This is a genomic window from Streptomyces sp. NBC_00271, from assembly GCF_036178845.1.
In the GTDB taxonomy this organism is placed as follows: domain Bacteria; phylum Actinomycetota; class Actinomycetes; order Streptomycetales; family Streptomycetaceae; genus Streptomyces.
This window is the reverse complement of the sequence record NZ_CP108070.1, coordinates 6,641,470-6,666,401: the sequence shown is the minus strand read 5'-3', so window position 1 is coordinate 6,666,401 and position 24,932 is coordinate 6,641,470. Positions and strand designations below refer to the sequence as shown.

Annotated in this window: 21 protein-coding genes; 6 read left to right on the top strand and 15 right to left on the bottom strand. The window is 70.6% G+C overall.

Features of this window, described 5'->3' with window-relative positions:
- The first annotated feature begins 329 nt into the window (after positions 1-329).
- Positions 330-1,655 carry a two-component system sensor histidine kinase CseC gene (gene cseC / locus OG798_RS30310; protein ID WP_095853280.1) on the top strand — a complete coding sequence of 442 codons (1,326 nt, stop codon included), beginning with the start codon at positions 330-332 and terminating at the stop codon, positions 1,653-1,655.
- A 572-nt stretch (positions 1,656-2,227) separates the two neighbouring features.
- Here the strand turns inward: cseC and OG798_RS30305 are convergent.
- On the bottom strand, positions 2,228-3,826 hold the full coding sequence (locus OG798_RS30305) for an MDR family MFS transporter (RefSeq protein ID WP_257016635.1): 1,599 nt from the start codon (positions 3,824-3,826) through the stop codon (positions 2,228-2,230).
- 150 nt (positions 3,827-3,976) lie between these two features.
- Here OG798_RS30305 and OG798_RS30300 point away from each other — a divergent pair, with 150 nt between their 5' ends.
- Positions 3,977-4,588 (top strand): TetR/AcrR family transcriptional regulator, encoded by a 612-nt coding sequence (locus OG798_RS30300; RefSeq protein ID WP_095853281.1) that lies wholly within the window; start codon positions 3,977-3,979, stop codon positions 4,586-4,588.
- Here OG798_RS30300 and OG798_RS30295 read toward each other — a convergent pair.
- Positions 4,585-5,175 (bottom strand): M23 family metallopeptidase, encoded by a 591-nt coding sequence (locus OG798_RS30295; RefSeq protein WP_328757992.1) that lies wholly within the window; start codon positions 5,173-5,175, stop codon positions 4,585-4,587. The genes OG798_RS30300 and OG798_RS30295 overlap by 4 nt on opposite strands.
- A 492-nt stretch (positions 5,176-5,667) precedes the next feature.
- On the opposite strand from OG798_RS30295, the gene OG798_RS30290 reads away from it, so the two are divergent.
- Positions 5,668-8,808, top strand: a complete 3,141-nt coding sequence (locus OG798_RS30290) for an NACHT domain-containing protein (protein ID WP_328757991.1) — start codon at positions 5,668-5,670, stop codon at positions 8,806-8,808.
- A gap of 65 nt (positions 8,809-8,873) precedes the next feature.
- Here the strand turns inward: OG798_RS30290 and OG798_RS30285 are convergent, their stop codons facing one another.
- Positions 8,874-11,399, bottom strand: coding sequence for an ATP-dependent Clp protease ATP-binding subunit (locus OG798_RS30285; protein ID WP_054237510.1), 2,526 nt, complete (start codon positions 11,397-11,399; stop codon positions 8,874-8,876).
- Between the two features lie 430 nt (positions 11,400-11,829).
- Between OG798_RS30285 and OG798_RS30280 the strand changes: the two genes are divergently transcribed.
- Complete coding sequence (locus tag OG798_RS30280; RefSeq protein ID WP_267062517.1) at positions 11,830-12,498, top strand: SCO3374 family protein; 669 nt, start codon at positions 11,830-11,832, stop codon at positions 12,496-12,498.
- Positions 12,499-12,532: 34 nt separating this feature from the next.
- Here the strand turns inward: OG798_RS30280 and OG798_RS30275 are convergent, their stop codons facing one another.
- The 10 genes from OG798_RS30275 to OG798_RS30230 all read right to left on the bottom strand — a co-directional run bounded on the left by OG798_RS30275 (position 12,533) and on the right by OG798_RS30230 (position 21,231).
- Complete coding sequence (locus OG798_RS30275) at positions 12,533-12,868, bottom strand: histone-like nucleoid-structuring protein Lsr2 (protein WP_095853285.1); 336 nt, start codon at positions 12,866-12,868, stop codon at positions 12,533-12,535.
- A gap of 226 nt (positions 12,869-13,094) precedes the next feature.
- A complete protein-coding gene (locus OG798_RS30270) occupies positions 13,095-13,646 on the bottom strand; it encodes an amino-acid N-acetyltransferase (RefSeq protein WP_095853286.1) in 552 nt (183 codons plus the stop codon).
- Positions 13,647-13,655: 9 nt separating this feature from the next.
- On the bottom strand, positions 13,656-14,189 hold the full coding sequence (locus tag OG798_RS30265) for a BlaI/MecI/CopY family transcriptional regulator (RefSeq protein ID WP_121415425.1): 534 nt from the start codon (positions 14,187-14,189) through the stop codon (positions 13,656-13,658).
- Between the two features lie 142 nt (positions 14,190-14,331).
- Positions 14,332-14,511, bottom strand: a complete 180-nt coding sequence (locus OG798_RS30260) for a hypothetical protein (protein ID WP_095853288.1) — start codon at positions 14,509-14,511, stop codon at positions 14,332-14,334.
- A 13-nt stretch (positions 14,512-14,524) separates the two neighbouring features.
- Positions 14,525-15,148, bottom strand: a complete 624-nt coding sequence (locus OG798_RS30255) for a hypothetical protein (RefSeq protein ID WP_267063891.1) — start codon at positions 15,146-15,148, stop codon at positions 14,525-14,527.
- 555 nt (positions 15,149-15,703) lie between these two features.
- A complete protein-coding gene (locus OG798_RS30250; protein WP_054237503.1) occupies positions 15,704-16,501 on the bottom strand; it encodes a type III pantothenate kinase in 798 nt (265 codons plus the stop codon).
- 5 nt (positions 16,502-16,506) lie between these two features.
- The gene (nadC, locus tag OG798_RS30245) at positions 16,507-17,517 is read right to left on the bottom strand and encodes a carboxylating nicotinate-nucleotide diphosphorylase (RefSeq protein ID WP_095853290.1); all 1,011 of its coding nucleotides are present in this window, start codon (positions 17,515-17,517) and stop codon (positions 16,507-16,509) included.
- A 5-nt stretch (positions 17,518-17,522) separates the two neighbouring features.
- A complete protein-coding gene (locus tag OG798_RS30240) occupies positions 17,523-19,313 on the bottom strand; it encodes an L-aspartate oxidase (RefSeq protein WP_097225178.1) in 1,791 nt (596 codons plus the stop codon).
- On the bottom strand, positions 19,310-20,302 hold the full coding sequence (panC, locus tag OG798_RS30235) for a pantoate--beta-alanine ligase (protein WP_267062516.1): 993 nt from the start codon (positions 20,300-20,302) through the stop codon (positions 19,310-19,312). Before panC ends, OG798_RS30240 begins: the two co-directional genes overlap by 4 nt.
- A complete protein-coding gene (locus OG798_RS30230; protein WP_075032433.1) occupies positions 20,299-21,231 on the bottom strand; it encodes a Rossmann-like and DUF2520 domain-containing protein in 933 nt (310 codons plus the stop codon). The genes panC and OG798_RS30230 overlap by 4 nt, the downstream gene beginning before the upstream one ends.
- Before the next feature lie 174 nt (positions 21,232-21,405).
- On the opposite strand from OG798_RS30230, the gene OG798_RS30225 reads away from it, so the two are divergent.
- The gene (locus OG798_RS30225) at positions 21,406-22,644 is read left to right on the top strand and encodes a threonine aldolase family protein (protein ID WP_267062515.1); all 1,239 of its coding nucleotides are present in this window, start codon (positions 21,406-21,408) and stop codon (positions 22,642-22,644) included.
- A 62-nt stretch (positions 22,645-22,706) separates the two neighbouring features.
- Here OG798_RS30225 and OG798_RS30220 read toward each other — a convergent pair whose 3' ends face one another.
- The gene (locus OG798_RS30220) at positions 22,707-22,925 is read right to left on the bottom strand and encodes a hypothetical protein (protein ID WP_328757989.1); all 219 of its coding nucleotides are present in this window, start codon (positions 22,923-22,925) and stop codon (positions 22,707-22,709) included.
- Between the two features lie 167 nt (positions 22,926-23,092).
- Here OG798_RS30220 and OG798_RS30215 point away from each other — a divergent pair, with 167 nt between their 5' ends.
- Positions 23,093-24,199 carry a DUF5937 family protein gene (locus tag OG798_RS30215; protein WP_095853295.1) on the top strand — a complete coding sequence of 369 codons (1,107 nt, stop codon included), beginning with the start codon at positions 23,093-23,095 and terminating at the stop codon, positions 24,197-24,199.
- Positions 24,200-24,271: 72 nt separating this feature from the next.
- Here OG798_RS30215 and OG798_RS30210 read toward each other — a convergent pair whose 3' ends face one another.
- The gene (locus OG798_RS30210; protein WP_097225181.1) at positions 24,272-24,904 is read right to left on the bottom strand and encodes an AAA family ATPase; all 633 of its coding nucleotides are present in this window, start codon (positions 24,902-24,904) and stop codon (positions 24,272-24,274) included.
- Positions 24,905-24,932 lie beyond the last annotated feature (28 nt).

Sequence of the window (24,932 nt, the reverse complement as noted above, 5' to 3'; positions counted from 1 at the left end):
GGCGCCGGACTCCGGCGGGCGGCGACGGCCCGGCCGGCCGCAACAGACCGGCCGGCGGGGGTGGCGGGGGTGGCGGGCGCGGGCCGGTCAATGGGTACGGCCCGTCCGACGGGCACGGGCCTGTCAACGGGTACGGCTCGGCCGACGGGCACGGCTCGGTGACAGGGAGGAGTCCGGTGATCGGGAGCGGTCCGGTGACCGGGAGCAGTCGGACCGGCTGGAACACACCTGCCGACGGCCGGGGCACACCCGTCGGCCGGGGCGCACCCGTTCGTCGCGGCACGCCCGTCGGCCGGGGCCCGGCTGCCCGTCGCGGCGCGCCTGTGGGCATGCGCATGGCGGCCGCCGCCGGGAACTCCGGCATTCGCACGGGTATCCGGTGGAAGCTCAGCGCGGCGATCGCCATGGTCGGCGCGCTGGTCGCGGTCGCGCTCAGCCTCGTCGTGCACAACGCGGCGCGCGTGTCGATGCTGGACAACTCGCGCGACCTGGCGGACGAGCGCATCACGGTCGCCGAGCGCATGTACGAGTCCGGGCGGACCCAGGCCTTCGGGGTCAAGGTCGACGACCCGGCCATCCCGAAGGACCTGCTGGCGAAGGTCATGCAGGGCCGGCGGGCCACCTTTGTGGCCGACCGTCCGAACGGGGTCCCGGACATCTGGGCGGCCGTACCCCTCAAGGACGGCCGCGTCCTCTCGCTCCACACCGGTTTCACGGACCGCAACACCGACGTCATGAAGGACCTCGACCAGGCGCTGATCATCGGCTCGATCGCGGTCGTCTTCGGCGGCAGCGCGCTCGGCGTGCTGATCGGCGGCCAGCTCTCGCGCCGGCTGCGCAAGGCCGCGGCCGCGGCGAACCAGGTCGCCAAGGGTGAGACCGACGTACGGGTACGGGAAGCGATCGGCGGGGTCGTACGGGACGAGACCGACGACCTCGCGCGCGCGGTGGACGCGATGGCGGACGCGCTCCAGCAACGCATCGAGGCCGAGCGCCGGGTGACCGCCGACATCGCCCACGAACTGCGCACGCCGGTGACCGGCCTGCTGACGGCGGCGGAGCTCCTTCCCCCCGGCCGCCCCACGGAACTCGTCCGCGACCGGGCCCAGGCGATGCGGACCCTCGTCGAGGACGTCCTCGAGGTGGCGCGGCTGGACGGCGCCTCCGAGCGGGCCGAACTCCAGGACATCCTGCTCGGCGAGTTCGTGTCGCGGCGGGTGGCCGCCAAGGACGCGGACGTCGACGTACGCGTGATCCACGAGTCGGAGGTCACGACGGATCCGCGTCGCCTGGAGCGCGTGCTGTTCAATCTGCTGGCCAACGCGGCACGGCACGGCAAGCCGCCGATCGAGGTCTCGGTCGAGGGCCGGGTCATCCGGGTCCGGGACCACGGTCCCGGCTTCCCCGAGGAGCTTCTCGCCGAGGGCCCCAGCCGGTTCCGCACCGGCAGCAGCGATCGCTCGGGCCACGGTCATGGCCTCGGCCTCACCATCGCGGCCGGTCAGGCCCGGGTGCTCGGTGCCCGGCTGACCTTCCGCAACGTCCGGCCCGCGGGAGCCCCGGAGCACGTGCCTGCGGAGGGTGCGGTCGCGGTGCTGTGGCTGCCGGAACATGCGCCGACGAACACCGGCAGCTATCCGATGCTGCCGACCTGATGCCGGTGAGCGAGTACCGGTTGCTGTTGCCGTAGTTGTCGCGGGAGTTGTCACCGTCGGCCGGGCCCGGCTCGACCCGTTCCCCCGATTCGTTCGGCTGCGGGCCGGCGGGGGCTGGGCGCGCAGTTCCCCGCGCCCCTAAAAACCTCGCCTCACCCGGTGCCGCGAACACAAGGCCGAACACCAACCCGCATCACTCAGCCCGTCCGGACTTGAGGACGAGGCCGAAGGGCGACACCCCACCCACCCCGACCCGCGTCGCTCAGCCCGTCCGGCACTTGAGGACAAGGCCGAAGGCCGATACCCCACCCACCGCACATCCACCCCACCCACCCCGGCCCGCTCCCTTCAGCCCGTCCGGCGTTTGAGGACGAGGCCGTTCAGGCCGATAGCGGGGGTCTGGGGGCGCAGCCCCCAGGGATGGGACGGGTAGGGGCGGCGGGGGCGAGAAGGCTCGGGTGGCGCCAGGTGCGTACAGGAGAAGACCCCCGGGGCGGACACTCCGGGGGTCTTCGAATCAAGCGGGGTTGGATCGGGCGAGGTCGGGTCAGGTGCTGTCGGGTCGGGCGACGTCAGACGGTCTCGGCGACGGTCGGCTTCGGCGCCGAGTCGTTCACCGCACCCTCGTCCGAACCCTCCGGCGCAGACGCCCCCGCCCCGGCCCCCCGAAGCGGAACCTCCTTCACGAACACCGCGGCCACCAGCGCCCCCAACGACACCACCGCACCCAGCAGGAACGCGGAGTGCGTTCCGGAAGACACCGCGTACTGGTACGCCTCCCGCGCCGCCGCCGGCAACTTCGCCAGGCTCGCCGCGTCCAGCTGCGCCGACTGCTCGGTGACCTTGGACCCCAGCGCCCCGGCCCGCTCGTTCATCACGTCCTGGACCCGCTGGTTGAACAGCGCACCCATGATCGCGACGCCGAAGGAGGAGCCGAGCGTACGGAAGAGGGTGGTGGACGAGGACGCGACGCCCATGTCCTTCATCTCGACGCTGTTCTGCGCGACCAGCATGGTGATCTGCATCAGGCAGCCCATGCCGAGGCCGAGTACGGCCATGTACAGCCCGGAGGTGAACCGGGTCGTACCGGTGTCCATCTGAGCGAGCAGGAACAGGCCGACCGCCATGAGGACGCCGCCGACGATCGGGAAGGCCTTGTAGCGCCCGGTGCCGGTGGTGACCCGACCGGCGACCATCGAGGTCACCAGCATCGCGCCGAGCATCGGCAGCAGGAGCAGCCCGGAGTTGGTCGCGGACGCGCCCTGCACGGACTGCTGGTACAGCGGCAGGAAGAGCGTGGCGCCGAACATCACGAAGCCGGTGATGAAGCCGATGATCGACATCAGCGTGAAGTTGCGGCTGCGGAAGATGTGCAGCGGCATGATCGGCGCGGCTGCCTTGGTCTGCACGAAGACGAAGCCGACCAGCGCGGCGACACCGATACCGATGAGCTCCATGATCCTGGCCGAGCCCCAGGCGTACTCGCTGCCGCCCCAGGTGGTGACCAGCACGATGGACGAGATACCGAGGGCCAGCAGTCCGGCACCGAGGTAGTCGATCTTCGCCTGGACGCGCTTCTTCGGCAGGTGCAGGACGGCACTGATGGCGAGGAGCGCGACGATGCCGAGCGGCAGATTGATGTAGAAGGACCAGCGCCAGCCCCAGTGGTCGGTGATGGTGCCGCCGATGAGCGGTCCGCCGATCATGGCGAGCGCCATGATGCCGGCCATCATGCCCTGGTACTTGCCGCGCTCCCGCGGCGGGATCAGGTCACCGATGATCGCCATGACGCCGACCATCAGACCACCGGCGCCCAGGCCCTGAACGGCACGGAAGCCGATGAGCTGCCCCATGTCCTGGGCCATACCGCTGAGCGCGGAGCCGACCAGGAAGATCACGATCGAGGTCATGAAGGCGCCCTTGCGCCCGTACATGTCGCCGAGCTTGCCCCAGATGGGGGTGGAGGCGGCGGTCGCGAGGGTGTACGCGGTGACGACCCATGACAGGTGCTGGAGGCCGCCCAGCTCGCCCACGATCGTCGGCATCGCCGTGCCCACGATCATGTTGTCGAGCATGGCCAGCATCATGGTGATCATGAGCGCGAGCAGCACGACGCGTACGCTGCGCGGTTGTTTCTCGGTCTCTATGACCGCTTCCTTGTTGTCCGCCACGGTTCCACTCCCCTGGGTACTTACTTGCCGCCCGGCAAGTTGACTACACTGAGGGAAGTTAGACCGGTAACTAGCCGGGCGTCAAGTAAGTTTTCCTGGATTTGCCAGTCGGACGACGCGTACGTTTCAAGGAGTGCGAGGAGTACAGGGATGGGCGGCGACACCATGGACGGCACCAAGCGACAGCGCCGCGGGGACACCCGCCAGCGCATCCAGGACGTCGCCCTCGAACTCTTCTCCGAGCACGGCTACGAGAAGACCTCGCTGCGCGAGATCGCCGAGCACCTCGACGTCACGAAGGCGGCGCTCTACTACCACTTCAAGACCAAGGAAGACATCCTCATCAGTCTCTTCCAGGACCTGTCCAGGCCCATGGACGAGCTGATCGAGTGGGCGCGGCAGCAGCCTCGCACGCTGGAGACGAAGCAGGAGATCCTGCGCCGCTACAGCAACGCGCTCGCCGACGCGGCCCCGCTCTTCCGCTTCATGCAGGAGAACCAGGCGGCCGTCCGCGAGCTGCGCACGGGCGAGGACTTCAAGGACCGCATGATCCGGATGGTCGGCCTGCTCAAGGAGCCGGACGCCGATCTGACGGACCAGGTGCGCTGCATCAGCGCACTGTTCTCGATGCACGCCGGGATGTTTTTGCTCAAGGACGTCGAAGGCGACCCCGAGGAGAAGCGCAAGGCTGTCCTCGAGGTCGCGATCGACTTGGTGACGCAGGCGCACGGTGGCGCCGTCGACACCCCTGAAGCGTCTTAGACGGTCACGCCCTTGGCGCGCAGGAAGGCCACCGGGTTGACCGCGGAACCGTAGTTCGGGGTCGTACGGATCTCGAAGTGCAGGTGCGGGCCGGTGGAGTTGCCGGTGCTGCCGGAGAGCGCGATGTGCTGGCCGGTCGCGACGACCTGCCCGATCCGCACGTCTATCCGGGACAGGTGGGCGTACTGCGAGTAGGTCCCGTTGCCGTGCTTGACGACGACGGCGTTGCCGTACGCGGGACCGTCACCGGCGCCGTTGCCGCCGGCCTTGACGACGGTGCCGCCGTGCGCGGCGACGACCTCGGTGCCGGTGGGCACGGCGAAGTCCTGGCCGGAGTGGTTGTGCTGCCACAGGTTGCCGGCCTGGTTGAAGCCCGCGGAGAGCGTGTACTTCTTCACCGGGTCGACCCAGGAGGCGGTCGCCTTGGTGGCGACCGTCTTCACGGCGGCCTGCGGGGCCGCCTCGGTGGCGGCGGCCGCGACCCCGGCGCCCAGTACGGCCGTGGCACCCACGCCGACGGCCAGGACGGCCGCCCTGGAGCGGAGCAGGGACATACGGGAGTGGCGGGACGTGACGCGCTTCGACATGCGGAACCTCGTGGGAACGGAGACGGGGGTCAGGTCCACCCGGCGGACAGGTTGTCGCCGAGTGGGCCATCCCTTGGTAACCCGAGTCCTGGCCGTCCCACAAAGTCCCCATCTACGACGCCAGGTCGTAGTTCACCCTAAAATTTCCAGCTTCTTGACAGACGCCCCACCCCGTATAGAATACGCCCGATTTTTCAGAGTAGAGACGTTTAACCCCACATACGGGCGTTGCGTTCCGGCGCGAGACAGCCCCACCGCACCGCCGACCACGGCACCGCACACCCCATGGGGGTTGTGCACCGTTACGTCCGTTTTGCCCTTCCCTCGTTGTCTACTACACGCCCTAGTAAGGGAAAAATCGCCTGTGCGTCATGTCACCGCGAGGGCGTGTCACAAGGCTGTGCGGCACCCTCGATCCCGACCGCACACCCCACCTGCGACAGGCCCTAATGTGGTCTGCGCAGCCGTCACCGTGCCGTCCGGGGGAGCGTCATGGAACCAGCGTCCGTAGGTGCCAAACTGGCCTCGAGCGTGGTCGCGCCGCTCATCAGGAAGCTGTTCGTGGCGGACGGGCCGGGCGCCGGGCTGGTCGAGAAGCCGCTGCGGATCTCCGGGTTCGTCTCCTTCAGGGGAGAGAAGCGGACCCTCGGGGAGAAGGAGCTGACCAGGCTGGCGGCGGAGCTGGTCGCACGAGCCCTGCGCACCGGGGAGCGCCCGCTGGCCCCCGACGAGGAGCAGGCCGTCGTCCACGCCCTCGGCGACACCCTGCACGCCCTCGGCGACCTCGCCATGACCGACGTACAGGCCGTGGAACTCGGTCACGAGGCGCTCGCCCTGCGGCTGCGCGCCGCGAGCGGCAACCCCGAGCGGGACCTCTCCTTCGACGCGACCCTGTCCTACGAGCGGATCCTGAGCGCGGCCTGCCTGCACATCCTGCACTTCTTCACCCAGCGCTCGGCCTTCGTGGCCCGCACGCTGGTGGAGCAGAGCCGCAGGCAGAGCGAACTCATCGCCAAGGTGGACGAGCTGATCGCGCGGACTCCGCCGCCCGGCGGCACGGATCCCGCCTTCGAACAGCGGTACCTCGCGTACGTCGCGACCAAGCACAGCCGGCTCACGATCTACGGCATCGATCTCGTCAACTCCCCCGAGCGCTGGCCCCTCGACGCCGCCTACCTCAGCCTGCAAGCCGTACGGGCCACCGAGGACGCGGAGGCGACCGGCCCGAGCGGGACACACATCGCGGCCGCCGGCAGCACCCTTCCCGCCGACCAGGCCCTCGCCGAACAGGACCTGGTGCTGCTGCGCGGAGTGGCCGGCTCCGGCAAGACCACCCTCGTGCAGTGGCTGGCCGTGACCGCGGCCCGGGGTGAGCGCGGCGACCGGATCCCGTTCGTCCTGCCCCTGCGCACCCTCGTACGCCGCCCCGACGGACTCCCGGCACCCGACGGCTTCCTCGCCGCCGCCCGCGTGCCCATCCACGCGACCCAGCCGGACGGCTGGAGCGACCGCGTCCTCGCCGCCGGGCGCGGGCTGCTCCTCGTCGACGGCATCGACGAGATCCCCGAGCGCGACCGCGAGCGGACCCGCCGCTGGCTGCGCGAGCTGCTGGACGTCTATCCCGGCAATCAGTGGCTGGTGACCTCCCGCCCCTCGGCCGTCCGCGAGGACTGGCTCACCCCCGACGGCTTCACCGAGCTCGCCCTCACCCCCATGAGCCGCGACGACGTCACCGCCTTCATCCGCCGATGGCACACGGCGGCCCGGCTCGACGCCCCGGACACCGACCGTCTCGACGGCTACGAACACTCCCTCCTCACCGCCGTCGGCACCAAGCCCGACCTCGGCCGGCTCGCCACCAACCCGCTGATGTGCGGGCTGATCTGCGCGCTGCACCGCGACCGGCGGGGCTATCTGCCGCACGGCCGGCAGGAGCTGTACGACGCCGCCCTGTCCATGCTGCTGTCGCGCCGTGACGAGGAGCGCGACATGTTCGCGCCCGAACGCACCGGCGGCATCCACCTCACGGAACTCCCGCAGGTCCAGCTCCTCCAGCGCCTGGCCTACTGGCTCATCCGCAACAACCAGTCCGAGATGGACCGCGACCGTGCCGAACGCATCGTCGCCGACGTCCTGCCGTCCCTCCCGTCCGCCGCCGCGCAGGGCGACGCCCCGGCGATCCTGCGCCACCTTCTCGTCCGCAGCGGCCTGCTCCGCGAACCCACCCTCGGCACCGTCGAGTTCGTCCATCGCACCTTCCAGGACTACCTGGGCGCGCGGGCGGCGGTGGAGGACGGGGACTTCGGGCTGCTGGTGCGAGGCGCCTTCGACTCCCAGTGGTCGGACGTCATCCGGATGGCGGTCGCCCACGCCCGCCCCCGCGAACGAGCCACCCTCCTGTCCGACTTGGCCAAGTCCGCCGAGGAGACGTCCGGAACGGCGGGTACGCGTATACGACTTCTCGCCCTGGCCGCGCTGGAACACGCCACGGAACTCGACCCCCACGTCCGCGCGACCGTGGAGCGGAACGCCGCCTCGCTCATCCCGCCCCGTACGACCGAGGAGGCCCGCACCCTCGCCGACGCGGGCCCGCTCGTCCTGGAACTGCTGCCCGGCCCCGAGGGACTCACCGACGATCAGGCCAGGGCCGTGGTCATCACCGCGTCACTCATCGGCACGGACGCGGCGCTTCCGGTCCTGTCCCGCTTCCGGTCGCATGCGTCGCTGCCCGTACGGGCCCAACTCACCTGGACGGCCCACCGGTTCGACACCCGGCGCTACACGGCCGACGTCATCGCCCATCTGCCACCGGACGACCTGTATTTCGTCGCGCACACCGCCGCCCAGCTGCGCGCCCTGCGCGACCTCGGCGGCCGCCCCATGCTCCAGGTCGTCGGGGACATCGGCGCGGACGACCTACGCGAGGGGCTGCTGCCGGACCAGCTGTGTGAACTCGTCGTACGCGACAATCGGATCCTGCGCGACATGACGTTCCTGTCGGACCAGGGGCGGCTCACGCACCTGGACATCAGCGGCAGCAACCCGAGCGTCGACGACCTCACCCCGCTCGCCGAACTGCCCCTGAAATGGCTTTCGGTGGATACCGTGCCAGGACTCGAGAAGCCGGGTGCCCTGACGCCGCTCTCCGCCTCCCGCACTCTACGGATGCTCGACATCGGTTTTCCGCTGCACGGCGACTCCCTCGACGCCGCTCTCCCCCGGGACCTGCCGCTGACGTATCTGCGGCTCACCAGGAACGCCCTCCGATTCACCGGATTGCGCGGCCTGAGTCATATGCACTCGCTGAAGCAGCTGAGTCTGGCCACACTCCCCGAAATCCTCACCCCCGAGGACTTCGAAGAGATCACCCGGCTTCCCGCACTACAAGAACTTCGTGTGAACTGGAATGCCGTCGGGTGGAGCGCGGGTCCGGTACTGCCGAACGTGACGAGACTGCGGCTCAACAAGTTCACAGGAAACGAAGACCTCTCAAATGTCCCGGCCCTCTTTCCCGGGCTGCGCAGGGTCACGTTCCATCTCGCCCCGGACGTGACCGACGTACCGGAGCATCTCCTGGCGTCCCTCCCGGACACCGCGGCCTTCACGATCGAGAAAACGGACAGCGTGGTGTGAAAAAAAGGGGCTGCCCCGGGACCGAGGTCCCGGGGCAGCCCCTTCGTTCAGGCGAGCGCCGAGCGCTACGCCTCCTTGCTCAGGTTGGGTCCTGCCCCACCCGCGGCCTGCTCGATCGGCGGGACGTCGGGCAGCGCCGACTTCTCCTCACCGCGGAAGGTGAAGGTCTTGGTGTCGCCCTCGCCCTCCGTGTCGACGACCACGATGTGACCGGGTCGCAGCTCGCCGAAGAGGATCTTCTCCGAGAGCGTGTCCTCGATCTCGCGCTGGATCGTGCGACGCAGCGGCCGCGCGCCCAGGACGGGGTCGTAACCCTTCTTGGACAGCAGTTCCTTGGCGGACTGGGAGAGCTCGATGCCCATGTCCCGGTCCTTGAGGCGCTCGTCCACCTTGCCGACCATCAGGTCGACGATCTTGAGGATGTCCTCCTGCGTCAGCTGCGGGAAGACGACCACGTCGTCGACGCGGTTGAGGAACTCGGGGCGGAAGTGCTGCTTGAGCTCGTCCGACACCTTGTTCTTCATGCGCTCGTAGTTCGACTTCGTGTCACCCGTGGCCGCGAAGCCCAGGTTGAAGCCCTTCGAGATGTCCCGCGTGCCGAGGTTGGTCGTCATGATGATGACCGTGTTCTTGAAGTCCACGACCCGGCCCTGGGAGTCGGTCAGACGACCGTCCTCCAGGATCTGCAGCAGCGAGTTGAAGATGTCCGGGTGGGCCTTCTCGACCTCGTCGAAGAGGACCACCGAGAACGGCTTGCGCCGCACCTTCTCCGTCAGCTGACCGCCCTCTTCGTAGCCCACGTATCCGGGGGGCGAACCGAAGAGACGCGACACCGTGTGCTTCTCGCTGAACTCCGACATGTCGAGGGAGATCAGCGCGTCCTCGTCACCGAAGAGGAACTCGGCGAGGGCCTTGGACAGCTCGGTCTTACCGACACCGGACGGGCCCGCGAAGATGAACGAACCACCCGGACGCTTCGGGTCCTTCAGACCGGCCCGCGTACGACGGATCGCCTTCGAGAGCGCCTTGACGGCGTCCTTCTGACCGATGACCCGCTTGTGGAGCTCGTCCTCCATGCGCAGCAGACGCGAGGACTCCTCCTCCGTCAGCTTGAAGACGGGGATGCCGGTCGCGGTCGCGAGGACCTCGGCGATCAGCTCGCCGTCGACCTCGGCGACGACGTCCATGTCGCCGGCCTTCCACTCCTTCTCGCGCTTGGCCTTCGCCGCCAGCAGCTGCTTCTCCTTGTCGCGGAGAGAGGCCGCCTTCTCGAAGTCCTGGGAGTCGATGGCCGACTCCTTGTCGCGGCGGACGCCCGCGATCTTCTCGTCGAACTCGCGGAGGTCCGGCGGCGCGGTCATCCGGCGGATGCGCATCCGGGAACCGGCCTCGTCGATGAGGTCGATCGCCTTGTCCGGCAGGAAGCGGTCCGAGATGTACCGGTCGGCCAGGGTGGCGGCCTGGACCAGCGCCTCGTCCGTGATGGAGACCCGGTGGTGCGCCTCGTAGCGGTCGCGCAGGCCCTTGAGGATCTCGATCGTGTGGGGGAGGGAAGGCTCCGCCACCTGGATCGGCTGGAAGCGGCGCTCGAGGGCCGCGTCCTTCTCGAGGTGCTTGCGGTACTCGTCCAGGGTCGTCGCACCGATGGTCTGGAGCTCACCGCGCGCCAGCATCGGCTTCAGGATCGACGCCGCGTCGATGGCGCCCTCGGCGGCACCCGCACCCACGAGCGTGTGCAGCTCGTCGATGAACAGGATGATGTCGCCGCGGGTGCGGATCTCCTTGAGGACCTTCTTCAGCCGCTCCTCGAAGTCACCGCGGTAGCGGGAACCGGCGACCAGCGCGCCCAGGTCGAGGGTGTAGAGGTGCTTGTCCTTGAGGGTCTCGGGCACCTCGCCCTTGACGATGGCCTGCGCCAGGCCCTCGACGACGGCGGTCTTGCCGACGCCGGGCTCGCCGATGAGGACCGGGTTGTTCTTGGTCCGGCGGGACAGCACCTGCATGACCCGCTCGATCTCCTTCTCGCGCCCGATGACCGGGTCGAGCTTGGACTCACGAGCGGCCTGGGTGAGGTTCCGGCCGAACTGATCGAGGACCAGGGACGTGGAGGGGGTGCCCTCGGCAGGACCGCCGGCGGTGGCGGTCTCCTTGCCCTGGTAGCCGGAGAGCAGCTGGATGACCTGCTGCCGCACCCGGTTGAGGTCTGCGCCCAGCTTGACCAGGACCTGGGCGGCGACGCCCTCGCCCTCTCGGATCAGGCCGAGCAGGATGTGCTCCGTGCCGATGTAGTTGTGGCCCAGCTGAAGGGCCTCGCGGAGCGAGAGCTCCAGGACCTTCTTGGCACGGGGGGTGAAGGGGATGTGCCCGGACGGGGCCTGCTGCCCCTGCCCGATGATCTCCTCCACCTGCTGGCGGACCGCCTCGAGCGAAATCCCGAGGCTCTCCAGGGCCTTAGCGGCGACACCCTCACCCTCGTGGATCAGGCCCAGGAGGATGTGCTCGGTGCCGATGTAGTTGTGGTTGAGCATCCGGGCTTCTTCCTGAGCCAGGACGACAACCCGCCGCGCGCGGTCGGTGAACCTCTCGAACATCGTTAATCGCTCCTCAGAGCGGTCAGGCAGTAAGGGGACGCTCCCCTCCCTGTCCTTCCGCAGCTTAGTCCCGCAAGCGGGGACCGCTCATTCCAACTGCCGACACCGTCCTTGGCCTCCTGACCCCGAACGCCGACATCCTGTCCAACCTGATGGTGCGAGACGATGTTCCCGCAGGCCAGGCAGATACCCTCACCAGCTGTACGCCGATGGCGAACGTGAGATGCCCGAGCCATGCGTGTCGCCCTTCCCACTAGGGATGTCTTACCCGCACGCACTGACACTCCATGCCGCGCGCACCGGTTCCCTCCGCTATGGGCGAACATCCTTGCGCCACCGATCGCCCCCACACGCCCTTTCTTTCGATACTCAGCGCACATGACGAAACACCCAGCGTAACCCTGGAGCCCTTCTGACGGTTGCTCCTGACATGCTTCCCACTGTCCCCCTCCCCCGCCGCCCGCTCCACCCGAGCGACCGGGTGCGGCAGTGGTACGAGAACGAACTCGGCTGGGCGACAGTGCCCGGTTCGCCGCTACGACTGGCCGCCGGCCTGCGCTTCGACGTCCTGGACGTCCCTGCGGAGGCGGGTGTCAGGGCCCTGCGACACCTGGGACCGGTCTCTCCGGTGGCACTGCACGCAAGCCGATCGGCACCGTGCGAGGATCCGGCGGCTCGGCGTGAGAAGTGGCCGGCGCGGCACGGGAAGCGGATGTGGCTACTGGTGGCCGCGGGAAGCGCGGAGGAGCTGCCGGGGCTGCTCGACTGGCTGGAGTGGGGCGCTCTGGCGCTCGATCTCACGGCGATCGGCGCGGGCGGGAGCATCGAGGCTCCGCTGCCGCCGGGGGTGCCCGAAGGGCCACTCACCGCTGACGGGGCCGGGACGGACGGGCCCGGCGGGTCCGGTCCACAGGGGGCCGCCGTCTGGCTGCGGCCCCCCGAGCCGGGGTGCGAGGTGGAACCCTCGTTGCCGACTCTGTCGGCCGTGGGGGGCGGTGGGGGCGCCCCCGATCTCGTACGACTCGTGAACACGGTGGCGACGCAGTGCCACCGGGTCCGGCTGCGACGCGCGTGCGCCCAGCCGCCGGCCTACTCGTAGACCTTGGCTGGGCAACTGGGCCATGGGCCTCGACTCAGCCGTTGGCCTTCTCGTAGGCCTCGCGAATGGACGCCGGAACGCGGCCACGGTCGTTGACCTCGTAACCGTTCTCCTTCGCCCACGCGCGGATCTGCGCGGTGTCCTGGCTGCCACCGGAAGCGACACGCGCCTTTCCACGCCCCCCCGCAGCGCGACCTCCGGTACGACGACCACCCTTCACGTAGGCCTCGAGAAGGCCACGGAGCTTGTCCGCATTGGCGGTCGTGAGATCGATTTCGTACGTCTTGCCGTCCAGCGCGAACGTCACGGTCTCGTCCGCCTCGCCACCGTCGAGGTCGTCGACAAGAAGGACCTGAACCTTCTGTGCCACCGGATTTCCTTTCATCGATAACTGAGGGTCGAGGGCCTGCGGCGTCTGCCGCTGTTTCACGTCCCCTGATATATGCAGTACTGCAGTACGTCGGAAAGCAAACCGCTTTTGCTGGAAAAACACAAACCCCTGGGTGAGACCCAGGGGCCGCTGGAAGACCGGAAACGTGCGCGTTTCGGACATAGGGAACGCGGGCAAGGCGGTCGGACGGAATAGTCGCCGGCGATCACAGATGCAGAAGCATCCGACTGTTGCCCAAGGTGTTCGGTTTCACTCGTTCGAGACCGAGGAACTCTGCCACACCCTCGTCATAGGAACGCAGCAGCTCGGCGTAGACATCCCTGTCGACGGGCGTCTCACCGATCTCCACGAAGCCGTGCTTCGCGAAGAAGTCGACTTCGAAGGTCAGACAGAAAACCCGGCGAACGCCGAGCCAGCGGGCGGTCTGCAGCAACTTCTCCAGCAACTGATGACCGGCGCCGACGCCCTTGACCGCGGGGTTCACCGCGAGAGTGCGGACTTCCGCGAGGTCTTCCCACATGACGTGCAGCGCACCGCAGCCGACCACCTCAGTACTTGAGCCGGTGCCGCGTTCCGCGACCCAGAACTCCTGGATGTCCTCGTAAAGCGTCACCGTCGCTTTGTCGAGCAGGATGCCACGGCGGACGTTCGCGTCGAGGAGGCGGCGCACGGCCGGGACATCACTGGTCCTGGCCCGCCGGACGGTGACGGCTTTCGCGAAGTCTTCGGGACGCGGTGCTGGATGCTCTGCTGGCATGGGCGGACGCTATCGCCCGGTACCGCCCGGGCCGGAGTCGGGGTTCTCGCCCGGCTTCTCACCCGGCTTCTCGCCCGACGCCTCAACGGGCTTCTCGTCGGGCTTCTCGACCCGCTTCTCGTCGGCGGCATCAGGGGTTACACGTGTTTCGCCGCCGCCCTCGCCTTGTTCGGGGCCTTCTTCAGGGCCTTGCACGATGTGTACGGCATCCCGCAGCGCGCGCCGCTGTTCCTCACTCATCATGCCGAAGAAGGCGACGAGAGCGGCGGCGGGGTTGTCGCTCTGGGACCACGCGTCGTTCATCAGTGCGGCCGAGTAGGCGGCACGTGTGGAGACCGCCTCATATCGATAGGCCCGGCCTTCCGCCTCCCGGCGCACCCAGCCCTTCTGATGGAGATTGTCCAAAACGGTCATCACGGTGGTGTACGCGATGGACCGTTCCTGTTGAAGGTCTTCCAGGACTTCTCGAACGGTCACCGGGCGGTTCCACTTCCACACCCGCGTCATGACCGCGTCTTCGAGTTCTCCCAATGGGCGAGGCACAGCTCAGAACAATAGTGGGAGATCACCAACAAAAAGGGCGTACGACTCGAAAAACGTATGAGAACGTATGAGTCGTACGCCGATGAGTGCCCCGGCGGGGACGCGGGCCGCGTCGGCCGGGGCATGTGACCTTGGTGTCGCCTCAGGCCTTGATGTCGGGGGAGGCCTGACGGGCGCTCTCCGCGCGCGCGAGGGCGGCGTCGACGACCGCGTCCTCCTTGGACTTGTTGGCCCCGCCCTGGGTCTTCACGATCGTCACGATCAACCCGATGAAGAACACGGCCATCACTACGGGGGGCACCAGCGCGGAGACATAGTCCATGCCCCCAGAGTAGCTAGCCCGCGGCGAGTTGCTGCGGCGGGTTCGCCGGTGGCGGCGCGGGCTTGCGCTTCGGCGGGAAGACCTCGCCCGGGGTCGGGATCGGACGGTCCGGGCGCGGGCTCCTGGCCGGGGACTGCGGCCGCGGCTCGGCGGCGGGGCTGCCCGCGGGCTTCTTCGCGGGTTCCTCCGCGGCCGAGATCGCGGCCAGGCCGCCGGGCAGGGCCGTCAGGCGGGTACGGGAGGCGGGGACCGTGGGTGTGGTGCCGCAGCCCGCGAGGCGGGTGCGGACGTCCTGTTCGGCGAGGGTGTGGCAGCGGTCCAGGAGGGCGGCGGCGGTGGGGTTGCCGCGCAGCGCCCGGAGCGCGGCGAGGTCGTCCGGGTCGGGACGGTATCCCGAGCCGAGCGCCTCCTCCAGGAGGACGAGATAGCCCGCGACGGTGCCGGGCAGGGCGGCCCGGTAGCGGGCGAGGTCGGCCAGCAGGAAGGCCCTGAGCCTGGCTCCCTCGCGGGCCGCCTCGTCGACGGACTCGGCGAGACGGAGGCAGTCCTGGACGTCTTCGGCCGAGGCGGGGGTGGGGTGGAGGGCGAGGGCGAGAGCGCGACGGAGCACACGCAGCTCCTGTGCTCCGAACGCCATGCCGCCGCGGGATCCGTAGGGCGTGGGCATGCGGTGACGATACGCGCTAATCAGACAAAATCCGCATAGCGTCTGCGCGTGTCCCTCCGGGGGTCGGCGGGGGTTCGACCGCGGGTGAGTGTCCCCGACGGCACCCCCTGCCGGGGCTCCGCCCCGCATGCCCCGCCCGCCCGAGTTCGTTCGGCTGACGGCCGGTGGGGGCTGGGCGCGCAGTTACCCGCGCCCCTGACGGGGCGCTGCCGACGCGGGATTTGCGGCTGCGGGACGGTGGGGGCTGGGCGCGCAGTTCCTTGCGCCCCTGAGAGCCTCGGCTCGACCGGCGTTTGAAGGCGCGGCCGAAGGTCGCATCGCAGCCCCGGCCCGCATCCGTCCAGCGTCCGGCGTTCGAGGACGAGAACTCGCAGACCGATCCCCACCCACCCCCGTCAGCCCACCCACCCCGGCCCGCACCACCCAGCCCGTCCGGCGTTTGAGGACGAGCCCTTCGGGCGATGCGGGGGTCCGGGGGCGGAGCCCCTGGGATGGGACGGGTAGGGGCGGCGGGGGCGAGGGAAGCTAGGTGCGGGACACGTTGCGTTCGTAGACCAGGCGCAGGCCGATCAGCGTGAGCCACGGCTCGTGCTCGTCGATGACCGACGACTCGCCGAGAACCATCGGCGCCAGCCCACCCGTAGCGATGACGGTGACGTCGTCGGGATCCTCCGCCAGCTCGCGCACCATCCGGTTGACGACCCCGTCGACCTGCCCCGCGAACCCGTAGATGATCCCGGACTGCATCGCCTCGACGGTGTTCTTGCCGATGACCGCCCGCGGCCGAGCCACCTCGATCTTGCGCAGCTGGGCCCCCTTGACCCCGAGCGCGTCCACGGAGATCTCGATCCCGGGCGCGATGACACCGCCGACGTACTCACCCCGCGCACTCACCGCGTCGAAAGTGGTCGCCGTACCGAAGTCGACGACGATCGCCGGCCCCCCGTAGAGCTCGACGGCGGCGACCGAGTTGATGATGCGGTCCGCGCCGACCTCCTTGGGGTTGTCCGTGAGGATCGGCACGCCGGTCTTGACGCCGGGCTCGACCAGCACGGCCGGCACGTCGCCGTAGTAGCGGCGGGTCACCTCGCGCAGTTCGTGCAGTACGGACGGGACGGTGGCGCAGATCGCGATGCCGTCGATGCCGTCGCCCAGTTCCTCGCCGAGCAGCGGATGCATGCCCATCAGGCCCTGGAGGAGCACGGCGAGCTCGTCGGCGGTGCGGCGGGCGTCCGTGGAGATGCGCCAGTGCTCGACGATCTCCTCGCCGTCGAAGAGACCGAGGACGGTGTGCGTGTTGCCGACATCGATGGTGAGCAGCATGGGTCCTACTCCGCCTCGTCCGTCGAGGCCTGGTCCGTCGACGCCTCGCGCAGGTCGAGGCCGATGTCCAGGATCGGCGAGGAGTGGGTCAGCGCGCCCACGGCCAGGAAGTCGACGCCGGTCTTCGCGTACACCGCGGCGCCCTCGAGCGTGAGCCGCCCCGAGGCTTCGAGGAGCGCCCGGCCCTCCACGATGGCCACCGCCTCCTCGCACTCGACGGGCGTGAAGTTGTCGAGAAGGATCAGGTCGGCGCCCGCGTCCACGACCTCGCGCAGCTGGTGCAGAGTGTCGACCTCGACCTCGATCGGCACCTCCGGGAAGGCCTCGCGGACGGCCTCGAAGGCCTGGGCGACGCCGCCGGCGGCGACCACATGGTTGTCCTTGACCAGCGCCGCGTCCGACAACGACATGCGGTGGTTGACGCCGCCGCCCATGCGCACCGCGAACTTCTCCAGGGCGCGCAGGCCCGGCGTCGTCTTGCGGGTGTCGCGCACGCGGGTGCTGGTGCCCTCCAGGGCGTCCGCCCACGCGCGTGTGGCGGTCGCGATGCCGGACAGCCTGCACAGCAGGTTCAGCGCGCTGCGCTCGGCGGTGAGGAGGTCGCGGGTGCGGGTGGTGACGCTGAGGAGCTTCTGGCCCTCCTCGACCCGGTCGCCGTCCTCGACGTGCCGCTCCACCTCGAACTCGTCGGTGCAGACCACGGAGATGACCGCCTCGGCCACCCGCAGGCCCGCGACGACGCCCGCGTCACGGGCGACGAAGTCGGCGGTGGAGACGGCGTCCTCGGGGATGGTCGCGACGGTCGTCACGTCCACGCCGTGGTCGAGGTCCTCCTGGATGGCGACGTTCGCGATGTCCTCGACCTCCAGCGGGTCGAGTCCGGCGTCGGCGAGGAGCTGGGCGAGCGCGGGGTCGAGGCCGCACTCCATGTACGCGTCGTCGTCCGCTTCGGCGCCGCAGCCGCAGCCGTCGCCGCAGCCGCCGCTCTGGGCGAGGGGAAGGTCGGGGGTGCTCACTGCTGTCACTGCTCCTGGAGGCGCTGGGGCACGGGGGTCCCACCTGATCGGGGGGAGCCGGGGGTTTGCTGGAGGGTCGGGGGGAAGTCTGCGGTGTCCGTGGTGTGTACGGCCAGCGTGCGGTCGGGATTCAGCCGTACGACGATGTGGCGGCGCCAGTCGGCGTCGTCGCGGTCGGCGTGGTCCTCGCGCCAGTGGCAGCCACGGGTCTCCTCGCGCAGGCGCGCGGCCGCGACCAGGACCCGGGCCACGCACAGGAGGTTGGTGGCCTCCCAGGTGTCGACGCCGGGCTCGGAGGTCTTGCCGTTCTCGTCGAGGGCGTCGCGGGCGTCGGTGTGGAGCTGCTGGAGCCGGCCGGTGGCGGTCGCGAGGGAGGCGGCGGAGCGCAGTACACCGGCGCCCTCCGTCATGATCCGCTGGATCGCGAACCGAGCCTCGGGGGCGAGCAGGGGGTGGGCGGGCTTCTCGGGGTGCGGGACCGGTACGGGCACGCGCGCGTGGATGCCGTTCTCCGAGCGGCTCCGCGCGATGTCCGCAGCGATGCGCTCGGCGTAGACGAGGCCCTCCAGGAGGGAGTTGGAGGCGAGCCGGTTGGCGCCGTGGACGCCGGTGCAGGCGACCTCGCCGCACGCGTAGAGGCCGGGCACCGTGGTGCGGCCGCGGGCGTCCGTGCGGACGCCTCCGGAGGCGTAGTGGGCGGCCGGGGCGACCGGGACGGGCTCGGTGACCGGGTCGATGCCGTGGGCACGGCAGGCGGCGAGGATGGTCGGGAAGCGGTGCTCCCACATGTCGGCGCCGAAGTGCCGGGCGTCGAGGTACATGTGCTCGGCGTCCTGCTCCTGCATGCGCCGCGTGATGCCCTTGGCGACGATGTCCCGGGGCGCCAGTTCGGCCAGCTCGTGCTGGCCGACCATGAAGCGCACGCCGTCCGCGTCGACCAGGTGGGCGCCCTCGCCGCGTACCGCCTCCGACACCAGCGGCTGCTGGCCCTCGGCGTCCGGGCCGAGGAAGAGCACGGTCGGGTGGAACTGGACGAATTCGAGGTCGGAGACCTCGGCGCCCGCGCGCAGGGCGAGTGCCACGCCGTCGCCCGTGGAGACCGACGGGTTGGTGGTCGCGGAGAAGACCTGGCCCATGCCGCCGGTGGCGAGGACCACGTTGGGGGCGTGGACGGCTCCTACGCCGTCGTGCTGGCCCTCTCCCATGACGTGGAGGGTCACACCCGCGGTGCGGCCGTCGGAGTCCGTGAGGAGGTCCAGGACGAGCGCGTTCTCGACCGTGCGCAGGCCACGCGCGCGTACCGCCTCGACGAGGGCCCGGGAGATCTCGGCGCCGGTCGCGTCGCCGCCGGCGTGCGCGATGCGACGGCGGTGGTGACCGCCCTCGCGGGCGAGTGCCAGCTCGCCTTCGGTGGACTCGTCGAAGTGGGCGCCGGTCTCGATCAGGCGGCGTACGGCGTCGGGGCCCTCGGTGACGAGGATGCGTACGGCGTTCTCGTCGCACAGGCCCGCGCCCGCCACCAGGGTGTCGTCGAGGTGCTGCTCGGGGGTGTCGCCGTCGCCGAGGGCCGCGGCGATGCCGCCCTGTGCCCAGCGCGTGGATCCGTCGTCGAGGCGGGCCTTGGTGACGACGACGGTCCTCAGGCCCGCGGCCTCGCAGCGCAGCGCCGCGGTGAGGCCCGCGACGCCGGAGCCGACGACCACCACGTCAGCGGTGAGGGCCCAGCCGGGGGCGGGCGCGTGCAGTCGTATGCCAGTGCCCGTAGGTGTACCTGTACCTGTGCCTGTGCCGGTCACGAGGCGGCTCCGAAGGTGAGGGGGAGGTTGTCGATCAGGCGGGTCGTCCCGACCCGGGCGGCGACGGCGAGGACCGCCTCGCCGGTGAAGTCGTCCTCGATCTCGGTGAAGTCGGACGGATCGACCAGCGCCAGGTAGTCCAGGACCACCGGCGGCTGGAGGCGGGCGGCCTCGTCCAGGACGAGGCGGGCGGCGGCGCGGACGGCCGCGGGGGCGCCGGGTGCGGCCTTGGCGACCGCGTGCGCATCGGCGGCGGCGCGGGATTCGCCGATCGCGCTGAGCGCCTCGGCACGCGCGCGTGTGGCGGGCACTTCGCGGGCCCGGGCGCGCAGGGCCTCCTGGGCGGCGTGCCGGTCGCGGCCCGCGAAGAGGGCCTGCGAGAGGGCGAGCGCGGTGCGCCGCTCCTCGGGCGAGAGGAAGCGGTTGCGGCTGGAGAGGGCGAGCCCGTCCTCCTCGCGCACGGTGGGCACGCCGACGATCTCCACGCCGAAGTTCAGGTCGCGCACCATGCGGCGGATCAGGGCGAGCTGCTGGGCGTCCTTCTGCCCGAACAGCGCCGCGTCGGGGCGGGTGAGGTGCAGCAGCTTGGCGACGACGGTGAGCATGCCGTCGAAGTGACCGGGGCGCACGGCACCCTCCAGGCGCTCGCCCATGGGTCCCGCGGAGAGGCGGACTTGGGGGTCGCCGCCGGGGTAGACCTCGTCCACGGAGGGGGCGAACACGGCGTCCGCGCCCGCCTCCTCGGCGATCTTGAGGTCGGCGTCGAGGGTGCGCGGGTAGCGGTCGAGGTCCTCGCCCGCGCCGAACTGGAGCGGGTTCACGAAGACCGTGACGACGACCTCGCCCTCGGGCCCGGCGATCTCGCGGGCGGCGCGGATCAGCGTGGCGTGGCCCTCGTGCAGGGCGCCCATGGTCATCACGACGGCCCGGCTGCCGCGCCGTACGCGCGCGTGCAGCTCGTCGGCGGTGTGCAGCAAGGTGGTGGTCATCGGTCGCTCCCGTCGTCGGGCAGGGTCGCGCCGTCGGCGAGTACCCCGAGGAGGTCCTCGGCGAGTTCCGGCTTCAGCAGACCGTGGGCCAGCGCCCGGTCGGCGGTCGCGCGGGCCATCGCGAGATAGCCGGCGACGGTCCCCGGGGCGTGCTTGCGCAGCTCGGCGACGTGCGCGGCGACCGTGCCGGCGTCTCCGCGCGCGACGGGCCCGGTGAGGGCGGCGTCGCCCGACCTGAGGGCGTTGTCGAGGGCGGCGCCGAGCAGCGGGCCGAGCATCCGGTCCGGGGCCTCCACGCCGGCGGTGCGCAGCAGTTCCATGGACTCGGCGACCAGGGTCACCAGGTGGTTGGCGCCGAGCGCGAGGGCCGCGTGGTAGAGCGGGCGGGACTCCTCGGCGATCCACTCGGGCTCGCCGCCCATCTCGATCACCAGGGCCTCGGCGGCCAGGCGCAGCTGTTCGGGTGCGGTGACCCCGAAGGAGCATCCGGCGAGCCGCTGCACGTCCACGGGGGTGCCGGTGAACGTCATGGCGGGGTGCAGCGCGAGCGGCAGGGCGCCCGCCCTGAGCGCCGGGTCGAGCACCCGCGCGCCGTACCGCCCGGAGGTGTGCACGAGCAGCTGTCCGGGCCGGATGGCGCCCGTCTCGGCGAGCCCCTCGACGAGCCCGGGCAGGGCGTCGTCCGGGACGGTCAGCAGGACCAGGTCGGAGCGCTCCAGGACCTGCGCCGGGGAGAGCAGCGGCACATCGGGCAGGAGCAGCGCGGCCCGCCGCCTGGAGGCGTCGGAGACCCCGGAGACGGCCACCGGGCGGTGCCCGGCCAGCTGGAGCGCCGCGGCGAGGGCGGGGCCGACCCGGCCCGCGCCGACAACGCCGACGGTGAGCCGCGCGGGGCGGTCCTTGGGGTCTGGCTGGGGGAATGTACTCACTCGACGGCGGCCTTCCGTTCCAGTCCGCTCGGGGTACCGGACGATTTCTCGTCATGTTAACGCGATTGGTTCGAGCGTCGTTTCCGTTGTCCACAGGCTGTGAGTTTCCGCAGGTCGCGGGGGGTGTGGAAAACGAGGATGCCGAGGCGGGGCCGCGCGCGACATCATCCGGGGATGAGCGATACGGCGGAAGCGACGGCGGGACAGGACCCGATGACGGTGGGACAGGACCCGGAGACGGCGGGGCAGGAGCCGGAGAGTGCGGGCCAGGATCCGGAAGCGGCGGCCGAGCGGCTGCGGGAGCGGCGGAGTGCCGCGCTGCGGGCGGCCCGGCGCGTGCTGTGGCAGCCCAGCTACCAGCCCACGGTCCGGGAGCGGCTGACCTGGCTGAACGACGGCGCCGAGGGCGTGTACGACCTCGACCGGCCCGTCGACATGTACGGCGGCCAGATCGTCGAGACCCTGGAGGAGCGGGTCGCGGGCCTGCTCGGCAAGGAGGCGGCCGCCTTCTTCCCCACCGGCACCATGGCCCAGCAGGTCGCCCTGCGCTGCTGGGCGGGCCGTACCGGGAACCCGACCGTCGCACTCCATGCGCTCGGCCACCCCGAGGTCCATGAACGGCAGGCGTTCAGCCAGGTCAGCGGCTTGCGACCGGTGCGGGTGACCGACGAGCCCCGGCTGCCCACGGCCCAGGAGGTACGGGACTTCGAGGAGCCCTTCGGGGCGCTGCTGCTCGAACTGCCGCTCAGGGACGCCGGTTTTGTGCTGCCCTCCTGGGAGGAACTCTCCGAGGTCGTGGAGGCCGCCCGGGATCGTGACGCGGTGGTCCATTTCGACGGGGCCCGCCTGTGGGAGTGCACCTCGCACTTCGGCCGCCCGCTGGACGAGATCGCGGGCCTCGCGGACAGCGTCTACGTGTCGTTCTACAAGTCGCTCGGGGGCTTCGGCGGGGCGGTGATCGCGGGCCCGAAGACGCTGATCGACGAGGCGAAGACCTGGCGCCACCGGTACGGCGGCATGATCCTCCAGCAGTTCCCCACGGTGCTCGCCGCGCTCATCGGCCTGGACCAGGAGCTGCCCCGGCTGCCGCGGTACGTGGCCCACGCGCGCGTGGTCGCCGCCGCCCTGCGCGAGGGTTTCACGGAGGCCAAGGTCCCCTGGGTGCGCGTGCACCCGGAAGAGCCGCACACCCACCAGTTCCAGGTCTGGCTGCCGTACGACCCGGACGTCCTCACGGACGCGGCGCTGCGGCAGACCGAGGAGACGAAGACCTCGCTCTTCTCCCACAGGTGGATGCGGGGCGGTCCGGGGCTCGCGTTCACCGAGGTCACGGTGGCGGCGGGCGGTCTGGAGTGGACGGCGCAGGACGTACGGGCGGCCGTCCGGGAGTTCGTCGAGCGACTGCCCGGCTGACCGCACAGGGCGACCGGCGACCCGCCGACCCCGCACGGAAACCCGCGCGACCCGCACGGAGGTCAGCAGCCCGGGTGCGGCCGCCGTCCGCGCAGCCACCGGCCCAGGGCCCGGCGTATCCGCCCGTGGGCCGGGCGGCCCGCCACGACCGCCCGGAACCGCCGGAGGTCGCGCAGCTCGCGGGCGACCTGCCAGTCGTGCGCGCCGGGCGCCGGAGGAGTCGGCTCGCCGCGCCGACGGGCCCGGTAGGTGTCGAGGAAGTACTGCTGGGTGATGCTCATGGCTCGTCGCCTCTCGGGACGGGAAACACGCGACGGGAGGGAAATCCGAAGGCCCGCGGTTGCCCCGGTCGTCCCAGATTGCGGCCGGCCTCGGCGGCTGTCGCCCCGATTGACGGTCGCCGTCAATCGACGACGGCGTTGTCAGTGGCGGGGTGCACCATGAGGTCATGAGCGTGCACATCGACGTCACCGGGCTGCGCCAGGAGCGGATCTCCGTCGTGCCGTCGCCCCTGGCCGAGCTCTGCATGGCGCTGCACGCGCTGTCCGAGCCGGGTCACCACCCCGGGCTGCAGGGCTGGGCGACCGGCGTGACCGCCCGGCTCGACTCGCATCTCGCGGACCGGATGTCCGAGGCCGACTTCCTGTGGCGGACGACGTTCTCGGACCTGTTCCTGCCGTACGCGGGGATTCCCGGCAGAACCACACTCCCGGGCGCCACGCTCGCCGAGGAGCTGGACCTGCTGGACAAGCTGACCGACGAGCAGTTCGTGGACGCCGCCCTGGAGTTCACCTGCGCGCTTCCGTACGCGACGCCGTGCCGGGACACGCTCTCCGACCCCGAGCTGCAGCAGCGCGCGCTGGAGCTGGCCGCCGCGCGCGGACCCCAGCAGGTGCGGTTCAGCAAGCGGCTGCTGGACGATCCGCCGCAGATCCGGGCCTGGCTGCGGCAGTTCCTGGAGGACTGCGACGAGGCCTTCTTCGCCGAGACCTGGTCCCGGCTGCGCCACCAGCTCGCGGCGGACGCCCGCCACAAGACGGACCTGCTGCGGCACAAGGGCCTGGCCGAGGCCATGGCCTCGGTGTCCCCGGCGGTGACGCTCGACGAGACCGGCCGGACGATCACGGTCGACAAGCTGGGCCAGGGCCAGACCGCCACCGGGGAGGGCGGGCTCCTCCTCGTGCCGACCAGTCTCGGCTGGCCGCACCTGATGGTGCTGCATCGCTACGGCTGGCAGCCGGTGCTGCACTACCCGGTCGGTTCCCCGGAGCTCGCGGCACCGTTCTCGCTGGAGCAGCTGACCCTGCGGATGACCGCGCTGTCCCATCCGGTCCGGATGCGGATCTGCCGCAGCCTGGCCCGCAGCGCGTTCACCACGGGCGAGCTGGCGCAGGTGAACGGGATGACGGCCCCGGAGATATCCCGGCACCTGGGCGTGCTCAAGAAGGCGGGCCTGATCACCACGAGACGCCGCGGGCGGTACGTGCTGCACCAGCTGGACGTCAGCGTCGTGGCCCGGCTGGGCAGCGACTTCCTGGAGGGCATCCTGCGCTGAGCCCGGCGGACCCATGCCGACCCGGCGGACCCACGGCCGGCTCGACGGCCGCGTGTCCGGCGCTCCGGAGGCTCAGTCGAACCGGATGTGCTTGGCGCCGGTCCACGCCCGTCGCAGCCGTCCCCGCACCGCCCCGTCCTTGTTCGGCGTCAGCGTCAGTCCCGCGAGCACGGCGATCCGGTCGGCCGTCTTGGCGACCGTCGTGTGATCGGTCCACAGGTGCTCCGCGAACTCCGGCTCGCGCAGCCGCTCCAGGCAGTCGTCGAGCTGCCGCACGGCCCAACTCTCGCGCCGCAGCGGGGCGCCCTTCCCGGCGACGTACTGAAGGAGGTGTCCGAAGCCGCGTTCCCGCAGCCGCTTCAGTACGGTCTCGCGCTCGGCGAGGAGCGCGAAGTGCCGTACGTCGTGGCCCAGTTCGGCAAGTCGCCCGACCGTCTCCTCGAAATAGCGGGCGTTGGTGACCGTCATGGGGGCGATGACCACGCCGTCGTGTTTGCCGAGGGCGAGGTCGAGCACCTCGACCACACCCTGCCGCCAGGACGCCAAGTCCTGGAAGTCCCCGCGCAGTTCGGGCGGCAGCATGCGGCGCAGACCGAAGCCGGCGTGTTCCGGGTCGCAGACGACGCTGCCGGGCAGCCGTCGCTGGATCTCGTGTGCGGTCTGTGTCTTGCCGCCCCCGAAGGGGCCGTTGATCCACAGGAGCATGCGCAGACCCTAGTGGGCCCCGGTTACG

Bases quoted from the DNA above. Each gene is read 5' to 3' on its own strand.
- cseC (WP_095853280.1), top strand. From the start codon at position 330: ATGCGCATGGCGGCCGCCGCCGGGAACTCCGGCATTCGCACGGGTATC.
- OG798_RS30300 (WP_095853281.1), top strand. From the start codon at position 3,977: ATGGGCGGCGACACCATGGACGGCACCAAGCGACAGCGCCGCGGGGAC.
- OG798_RS30295 (WP_328757992.1), bottom strand. From the start codon at position 5,175: ATGTCGAAGCGCGTCACGTCCCGCCACTCCCGTATGTCCCTGCTCCGC.
- OG798_RS30290 (WP_328757991.1), top strand. From the start codon at position 5,668: ATGGAACCAGCGTCCGTAGGTGCCAAACTGGCCTCGAGCGTGGTCGCG.
- OG798_RS30285 (WP_054237510.1), bottom strand. From the start codon at position 11,399: ATGTTCGAGAGGTTCACCGACCGCGCGCGGCGGGTTGTCGTCCTGGCT.
- OG798_RS30280 (WP_267062517.1), top strand. From the start codon at position 11,830: ATGCTTCCCACTGTCCCCCTCCCCCGCCGCCCGCTCCACCCGAGCGAC.
- OG798_RS30270 (WP_095853286.1), bottom strand. From the start codon at position 13,646: ATGCCAGCAGAGCATCCAGCACCGCGTCCCGAAGACTTCGCGAAAGCC.
- OG798_RS30260 (WP_095853288.1), bottom strand. From the start codon at position 14,511: ATGGACTATGTCTCCGCGCTGGTGCCCCCCGTAGTGATGGCCGTGTTC.
- OG798_RS30255 (WP_267063891.1), bottom strand. From the start codon at position 15,148: ATGGCGTTCGGAGCACAGGAGCTGCGTGTGCTCCGTCGCGCTCTCGCC.
- OG798_RS30250 (WP_054237503.1), bottom strand. From the start codon at position 16,501: ATGCTGCTCACCATCGATGTCGGCAACACGCACACCGTCCTCGGTCTC.
- panC (WP_267062516.1), bottom strand. From the start codon at position 20,302: ATGACCACCACCTTGCTGCACACCGCCGACGAGCTGCACGCGCGCGTA.
- OG798_RS30225 (WP_267062515.1), top strand. From the start codon at position 21,406: ATGAGCGATACGGCGGAAGCGACGGCGGGACAGGACCCGATGACGGTG.
- OG798_RS30220 (WP_328757989.1), bottom strand. From the start codon at position 22,925: ATGAGCATCACCCAGCAGTACTTCCTCGACACCTACCGGGCCCGTCGG.
- OG798_RS30215 (WP_095853295.1), top strand. From the start codon at position 23,093: ATGAGCGTGCACATCGACGTCACCGGGCTGCGCCAGGAGCGGATCTCC.
- OG798_RS30210 (WP_097225181.1), bottom strand. From the start codon at position 24,904: ATGCTCCTGTGGATCAACGGCCCCTTCGGGGGCGGCAAGACACAGACC.